9 protein-coding genes are annotated in these 7007 nt (G+C 53.5%); 8 read left to right on the top strand and 1 reads right to left on the bottom strand.

The features are described 5' to 3' along the window. Both ABJQ89_RS05145 and ABJQ89_RS05140 read left to right on the top strand, forming a co-directional pair. Nucleotides 1–393 (top strand): hypothetical protein (locus ABJQ89_RS05145; RefSeq protein WP_348495196.1); only part of this gene is annotated, 393 nt, incomplete at its 5' end. Between the two features lie 37 nt (nucleotides 394–430). Further along, entirely contained in the window at nucleotides 431–1087 is a 657-nt protein-coding gene (locus ABJQ89_RS05140; protein WP_348495195.1) for a glutathione S-transferase family protein, read from the top strand. A gap of 7 nt (nucleotides 1088–1094) precedes the next feature. On the opposite strand, the gene ABJQ89_RS05135 is transcribed toward ABJQ89_RS05140, so the two are convergent. Further along, nucleotides 1095–2117: a LacI family DNA-binding transcriptional regulator gene (locus tag ABJQ89_RS05135; RefSeq protein WP_348495194.1), complete on the bottom strand. Its 1023-nt coding sequence runs from the start codon at nucleotides 2115–2117 to the stop codon at nucleotides 1095–1097. Between the two features lie 169 nt (nucleotides 2118–2286). Here ABJQ89_RS05135 and hisD point away from each other — a divergent pair, with 169 nt between their 5' ends. The 6 genes from hisD to ABJQ89_RS05105 all read left to right on the top strand — a co-directional run. Beyond that, entirely contained in the window at nucleotides 2287–3594 is a 1308-nt protein-coding gene (gene hisD, locus ABJQ89_RS05130) for a histidinol dehydrogenase (protein WP_348495193.1), read from the top strand. After that, nucleotides 3587–4348 (top strand): SDR family oxidoreductase, encoded by a 762-nt coding sequence (locus ABJQ89_RS05125; protein ID WP_348495192.1) that lies wholly within the window; start codon nucleotides 3587–3589, stop codon nucleotides 4346–4348. The genes hisD and ABJQ89_RS05125 overlap by 8 nt, the downstream gene beginning before the upstream one ends. Continuing rightward, nucleotides 4345–5325 (top strand): alcohol dehydrogenase catalytic domain-containing protein, encoded by a 981-nt coding sequence (locus tag ABJQ89_RS05120; RefSeq protein WP_348495191.1) that lies wholly within the window; start codon nucleotides 4345–4347, stop codon nucleotides 5323–5325. Before ABJQ89_RS05125 ends, ABJQ89_RS05120 begins: the two co-directional genes overlap by 4 nt. 60 nt (nucleotides 5326–5385) lie before the next feature. Beyond that, the gene (comD, locus tag ABJQ89_RS05115) at nucleotides 5386–5892 is read left to right on the top strand and encodes a sulfopyruvate decarboxylase subunit alpha (RefSeq protein WP_348495190.1); all 507 of its coding nucleotides are present in this window, start codon (nucleotides 5386–5388) and stop codon (nucleotides 5890–5892) included. After that, nucleotides 5889–6443 (top strand): sulfopyruvate decarboxylase subunit beta, encoded by a 555-nt coding sequence (gene comE / locus ABJQ89_RS05110; protein ID WP_348495189.1) that lies wholly within the window; start codon nucleotides 5889–5891, stop codon nucleotides 6441–6443. The genes comD and comE overlap by 4 nt, the downstream gene beginning before the upstream one ends. Continuing rightward, nucleotides 6443–7007: alpha-hydroxy acid oxidase (locus ABJQ89_RS05105; protein ID WP_348495188.1), on the top strand; the 565-nt coding region annotated here is incomplete at its 3' end. The genes comE and ABJQ89_RS05105, both read left to right, overlap by 1 nt.

Here is a 7007-nt window from a genome sequence, read left to right as displayed (position 1 = left end):
CAAGCTGGCGCGCTGACGCCACAGCAACTTTTTGGCAATTGGCTCGCCTGTACGTTGATCAGATTTTTCTGGGGCGTGGCCTACACCGATCTCGGTCCGTTTCGTGCTGTGACGCAAGACGCGCTTGATAAAATGCAGATGCAAGACCAAGCTTTTGGCTGGACCGTTGAAATGCAGCTTAAGGCGATCTTGCTCGGTTTGGACGTTTGTGAGGTGCCCGTCGATTATCGCAAACGGATCGGAGTATCCAAAGTATCAGGAACAGTGCGCGGCACGATCCTTGCGGGACATGCAATCCTCGGCACTATTTTCAAAACAGCACTGCAGACGAAACGCAAAGCGTCGCCACGTTCTTTAACTGCTGATAGCGACATGCGAACTGATTTGCGTTAACGCTTCCCTTAGTGCTCAAGCTGCAAGGGAACGTGACATGTTGAAACTATGGCATTGTGCAGACGCTAGATCATTCAGGGTACTTTGGGCTTTGGAAGAACTGCAGCTGGAGTATGAATTGATCATGCTGCCTTTTCCGCCCCGTTTTGAGCAACGTGAATATCTCGAAGAAAATCCGCTGGGAACGATACCTTTGCTTGTTGATGGTGATGTGCGCATGACGGAATCAGCGGCAATGTTGCACTATCTCTCAACGCGACATGGTGCTGGTAGATTATCACCTGCTGTGACTGACCCAGATTATGGGGCTTATTTGAATTGGCTTCATCATGGGGAGTCTACCCTGACGTTCCCGCAAACGATTTACCTGCGTTATACCTACTTGGAGCCGGGAGATGGTGGTCAGGCGAAGGTCGCTGAAGATTACAAACGCTGGTTCCTTGCACGTCTCCGCTTGCTAGAAGCAACGCTTGATGATGGTCGCCTTTACATTTTGGGTGAGACATTTTCGCTTGCGGATGTTTCGGTGGGCTACGCGATCCAATTTGCGTTGTCTTTGCGGATGCAAGAGGATCTGCCACCTAATTCGCTAGCATGGTATCGAAGGCTGGAAGAACGTTCAGGTTTTCAAGCGGCAAAGCAAAAGCAACACGAAGCTGGCATGGCGCAGAACGTACCGCACAATACCTATTGATCCGCACTTAGCGCTTTTGGGGTCCAAGTGATTGCCGTGCGACGACGTTCGTCTCGAGGCAAATTGAAATGCCTTTGCTTTTGCGTTCAACCATAGCGACGAGTTCTTGCGCAGCTTTGCGGCCCATGTCCAAATGCGGGACATGCACGGTGGTTAATTCAGGTTCGACAATGCGGGCCAGTTCCATGTCATCGAAACCCGTGATCGATACATCACGGGGTACATTCAATCCCAATTCCTTGGCTGCGCGCACCGCGCCAACGGCGATCACATCGTTGCCACAGAGCACTGCAGTCGGTGGTTCGCCATTGGACATGAGTTGCTTCAACGCGCGTGCGCCGCTGTCGACCTCATAGGTGGTTTCGATGATGATCACGTCGTCCGAATTTAGCCCAGATTCGCGCGCTGCGTCTTGCACGCCTTTGATCCGCTGCTGCGCGCGATCGTTGCCTTTTTGGATAGCGGAAATCATCGCGAGCTTCGTGTGACCTTGATCAAGCGCGACTTGCGCTATGGCTTTCATAGACGCGCGATTGTCAAAGCCCACAGATGGCAGACGCTCGTCGGGCATATACGACCATGCACACAAGGTTGGTACGCCTTGTTGCTCTAGATAATCGTAAATCTCAGGCTTTCTGTCATGTCCAATCAAAAGCAATCCATCAGCGCCGCGTGAAACCAGCGCTCTGATTTCTTCTTCCTCGATGTCAGGGCGATAGGCCGAGCTGGCGACAAGCAAAGTATACCCTTTGCGATGCAGCTCTTCTTGAAACGCTTGCAGGCCACGCGCGAAGATAGCATTTTCCATCGTCGGGATAATGGCGCCAATCGTTGATGTACGTTTAGCGGCCATGACGCGCGCCGCAAAATTGGGTGTGTAACCCAATGTCTTTACCGCCTGCATGACTTTCTTACGGGTCTTTTCAACAACGCGATCTGGATTGTTCAGGCAGCGCGATACCGTCGCTGTAGAAACGCCTGCTTGTTTGGCGACGTCATCCAGAGTTGGGGCGTTTTTTGAATAAGGCATTGATTGGGCACCGTTGATTAGGCCCAATTTAGCACATTCTTTTCAAAAGAACACAGCCAATGTAAGCGCTTGCATTTGAAATTGTAAGCGCTTACATTTGGGGTCAAGAATCGCACTCTCACTATGTTTGAGTCTGCGTTTAGGCCCACTACGAATAGGATACCCGCCCATGTCCCGAGACTATCTGAAGAAAGCGACGCTCACTTCGACGTCTGACGCATCTGAAGTGCACGAACTGGTGAAAGGTATCTTGGATGATATCCAAGCGGGCGGTGATGAGAAAGCTCTGGAATATGCGGCCAAGTTTGACCGTTATGAAGGCAATGTCCAACTGACACCTGAAGAAATCGAAGCGGCAATTGCGCAGGTCCCTGAAAAGCTAAAAGCAGATATTCGCTTTGCTCATGACAATGTTCGCCGTTTTGCCGAAACCCAAAAATCGACTCTGACTGATGTTGAGATGGAAATTGAACCGGGTTTTGTTGCTGGTCAAAAAGCGATCCCGGTTGATGCCGCTGGTTGCTATGTCCCGGGCGGCCGCTACAGCCATATCGCATCCGCAATCATGACGGTGACCACTGCCAAGGTTGCAGGATGTCATCACATTACAGCATGCTCGCCGCCGCGCCCGGGTGTCGGTGTTGCGCCTGCGATTGTGTATGCTGCGCATATTTGCGGCGCCGACAAAATTTTGGCGATGGGCGGTGTGCAAGGCGTTGCTGCGATGACCTTTGGCCTGTTTGGTTTGCCCAAGGCGAACATCCTCGTGGGGCCAGGAAACCAGTTTGTTGCAGAAGCCAAACGTATTCTGTTTGGCCGTGTTGGCATCGATATGATCGCTGGTCCAACGGATAGTTTGATCCTCGCGGATAAAACTGCCGATGCGCATATCGTTGCCACTGATTTGGTGAGCCAAGCAGAACATGGGTACAATTCCCCTGTTTGGTTGGTCACAGATGATCGTGCATTGGCTGAAAAAGTCTTGGACATGGTGCCAGGCTTGATTGATGACTTGCCAGAAACCAACCGCGAGAACGCCTTTGCCGCGTGGCGCGATTATGCCGAGGTTATCGTCTGCGAAGATCGCGAAGATATGGCCAAATGTTCTGACGAGTATGCACCAGAGCATTTGACGGTGCAGGCCGAAGATCTGGATTGGTGGCTTGATACGTTGACGTGCTATGGCTCGCTCTTCCTTGGTGAAGAAACGACCGTGTCTTACGGGGACAAGGCATCTGGTACGAACCACGTTCTGCCGACATCGGGCGCAGCCGGATATACGGGTGGTCTTAGCGTTCATAAATATATGAAAATCGTCACATGGCAGCGCTCAACGCGAGATGCGTCCAAACGTGTTGCAGAAGCAACAGCGCGTATTTCACGCCTTGAAGGTATGGAAGGGCATGCGCGTGCTGCTGATGTACGTCTCGCCAAATACTTCCCTGGTGAAAATTTCGATCTGTCCGCAAATGGCTGATCCTCGCGATCTCTTTGATCTGACGGGGCGTGTTGCTTGCGTCACTGGGGCCAGTTCGGGCATTGGACGCCGCGCCGCAATGACGCTGGCGGCGGCGGGTGCCTATGTCATTGGTGTTGCACGTCGCCGAGATGCTTTGGATTCACTCCAAAATGAGATCGGAATTGGCGCAGCCTCCGTTGTTGCGGATGTCGCCAATCGCGATGGTATTCCCGAACTTGTCGAAGCGATTTCTGCGCCTTTTGGTGCGCCCGACATCGTAATTCATGCGGCGGGAGTGAACACCAGAGAAGCGGCAGATGATGTGACGCATATCGGTTGGGATCAGACCCTTGCCCTCAATCTGTCCACGCCATTTTTCTTAAGCCAAGCTATCGTGCCTTACATGAAGGCTAAGGGCTGGGGCCGGATCGTGAATTTTGCGTCCCTGCAAACCACTCGGGCCTTCCCAGGGGGCATTGCCTATGGCGCGAGCAAAGGCGGAGTAGGCCAAATGACGCGCGCGATGGCGGAAGCGTGGTCGCGTGATGGCATTACCGCCAATGCGATTGGGCCGGGCTTTTTTCCGACCGAACTTACAGAAGCGGTGTTCAGTGATTCCGACCGTGCGGAACGCAATGCTGCGCAAACTTGCGTCGGTCGAAATGGACGAATGACCGACATGGATGGACCACTGCTTTTCTTGTGTTCGGAAGCGTCAAGCTACGTCACGGGGCAAGTCTTGATGGTTGACGGAGGGTTTACAGCGAAATGAAGGCTTTGGTTTACGATGGCGTTGAAACGCTCAATTTTCGCGACATGCCAGATCCCACTCCTTTGGCGGGTGAGCACCTTATCAAGGTGACAGCAGTCGGTATTTGCGGCTCTGACATGCATGCCTATCTCGGCCACGATGCACGCCGTCCTGCACCCCTCATTCTTGGTCATGAAGCAGCCGGAGTCATTGTCGGCGGTCCGCAAGATGGACGGCGCGTGACGATCAATCCGTTGGTGGCGTGCCTGACGTGCCCTGCTTGTCTTGCCGGTCGCGAAAACCTTTGCCCTGATCGGGAGATCATTTCGATGATGCCGCGCCAAGGGGCATTCGCGCAGTATATTTCAATGCCAGATCGAAATCTGGTGACAGTTCCTGACGATGTTCCGCTTGCCAAAGCAGCACTGACCGAACCCCTGGCCGTGAGTTGGCATACGGTACGCCTCGCGCTCGAAGCGCTGCATCCAAGCATGTATCGTAAGGCATTGATCATTGGTGGTGGCGCGATTGGTTTGGCGGCGTCTTTGGCGCTGAAAGCGATGGGTGTTGAAGACGTTATCATTGCGGAGCCGAATGAGGTGCGCCGTAGCTTTCTGATCGAGACCTGCGGACAGAACGCCGTGGCGCAAGGCGCGGGCGAGTTTCCCATTGTGATCGACGCCGTTGGTTATAGCGCAACGCGCACTGCAGCCTCTGCGGCAGCCATGCCCGGCGGTGTGATTGCACATGTCGGTCTCGGCGAAGATTTGGGCGGCGTTGATGTGCGACGCTTAACGCTTCAGGAAATCACGTTCATCGGCACCTACACTTACACGCCTGAAGATTTCCGCGACACGGCAGAGGCCATTTTTGATGGCCGTCTTGGCCCGCTCGATTGGACGGAAACCATGCCGCTTGCGGATGGAGCGGCAGCCTTTGCGGGCCTGCGCGCCGGAACCGTCGCGACGCCTAAGATTATTCTTGATCCTTGGGCATAGCCACGGATCGCAGACCCAGAAACGACTGAACGCAACGACCACCGAAGAGGAATTGGCCCAATGAACATCGACAAGAAGATCGTAGACGATCTTGTCGCCAACGACGTCTCATTTGTCACGACTGTGCCCTGTAAACAATTGGCAGGGGTGATTGATGAGGTTGAGCAGCGTGAAGACATTTTCCACATCCCGTCGAACAAAGAAGACGAGGGTATGGGCCTTTGCGCGGGTGCCTTCATGGGTGGCAAACGCCCAGCGATCATCATGCAAAACACAGCGATTGGCGTGACGATCAACACGCTTGCGACATTGACACAGTTCTACCGCATGCCTTTGCCGATGATCATTTCCTATCGCGGTGAATTGCGTGAACCCGTCGCATGCCAGGTCGAAATGGCCGTGCATACCAAGGCGCTTCTCGCACAGCTCAACATCCCGACGTACCACTTCCACTGGCAAAAGGATGTCGAAGAGTTCGACAACATTCTGAAATACACATTCATGTGCAACAAGCCGGTCGCGATCCTGACCGATGCCAACTTCTGGGGAGGCTACGGCGACCAATGATCCGTTCAGAAATTCTAAGAGAAATCGCTCCGATCCTTAACCCACACCTTGTTGTATGCAACATCGGTCTGCCCAGCCAAGAGCTGCACATGATCGATGACAACGAGCGTAATTTCTACATGCTTGGCACAATGGGCCTGTCTTCTTCTATTGGTTTCGGCCTCGCGCTCGCGCAGGACAAACCCGTGATCTCCATTGATGGAGATGGCTCGGTCCTCACTAACCTTGGCACATTGCCAACAATCGCGAACAACGCGACGGGCAACTACACCCTGTTGATCATCGACAATGGCTCCTACGGTTCTACTGGTGATCAGCCAACATATGCGGGGCAAAAAACATCCCTCGCGGCGGTCGCGACGGCATGTGGGTGTGATAACGTGATCGAAGTACAGGACAAGGACCTTGGTCCGGTTCTGCAAGGCGCGATCGACAGCGACGAGATGACGATCATCGTGTGCAAATGCGACAGCGGCAACATCAAACTGCCTGTTATCACGCTTGATCCTGTAGTGATCCGTCACCGCTTTATGGAAGCTGTGAAAGCCTAATGAGCAGAGCCGCCGCGCATATCCACTCTGCGAGTGATGCACGGCGGCTCGCCAAACGGCGTTTGCCTTGGATGATCTTTGACTACATCGATGGGTCGGCAGGCGATGAAACCGGTGCGCTACGAAATCGCGCAGCTTTAGATGCTGCTACATTGCGCCCGCGCATTCTGCGCGATGTGAGTAAACGCTCGCTCAAAACGAACCTCTTTGGCAAATCTTCTGAGCGACCTTTTGGCATTGCGCCGATGGGCATGTGCAATCTATCAGGTCCCAACGCTGATATGATGCTCGCGCGTCTTGCCGCGAAATACAGTGTGCCGCATGGTGTTTCTACCGTCGCCTCAACCCCGATGGAGAAGATCATTGAGGTGGCCGAAGGCAATGCTTGGTTTCAGCTCTATTTCAGCGGTGATGGTGTTGGTGCATTCAAATTGGTCGAACGTGCAAAAGCGGCTGGTTATGAGACGCTCGTTCTGACAGCAGACGTACCTGAAGTCGGTCGTCGCCCACGAGAATTGCGTCATGGTTTCAAAATGCCATTCAAGATCGGTCCCAAGCAATTCA

This window comes from Planktotalea sp. (genome assembly GCF_039984035.1).
GTDB lineage: Bacteria > Pseudomonadota > Alphaproteobacteria > Rhodobacterales > Rhodobacteraceae > Planktotalea.
This window is presented reverse-complemented; position numbering and strand designations above follow the sequence as displayed.

Excerpts from the sequence above, each read along its gene's own strand:
- ABJQ89_RS05135 (WP_348495194.1), bottom strand. The coding sequence starts at position 2,117 with ATGCCTTATTCAAAAAACGCCCCAACTCTGGATGACGTCGCCAAACAA.
- comD (WP_348495190.1), top strand. The coding sequence starts at position 5,386 with ATGAACATCGACAAGAAGATCGTAGACGATCTTGTCGCCAACGACGTC.
- hisD (WP_348495193.1), top strand. The coding sequence starts at position 2,287 with ATGTCCCGAGACTATCTGAAGAAAGCGACGCTCACTTCGACGTCTGAC.
- ABJQ89_RS05125 (WP_348495192.1), top strand. The coding sequence starts at position 3,587 with ATGGCTGATCCTCGCGATCTCTTTGATCTGACGGGGCGTGTTGCTTGC.
- comE (WP_348495189.1), top strand. The coding sequence starts at position 5,889 with ATGATCCGTTCAGAAATTCTAAGAGAAATCGCTCCGATCCTTAACCCA.
- ABJQ89_RS05120 (WP_348495191.1), top strand. The coding sequence starts at position 4,345 with ATGAAGGCTTTGGTTTACGATGGCGTTGAAACGCTCAATTTTCGCGAC.
- ABJQ89_RS05140 (WP_348495195.1), top strand. The coding sequence starts at position 431 with ATGTTGAAACTATGGCATTGTGCAGACGCTAGATCATTCAGGGTACTT.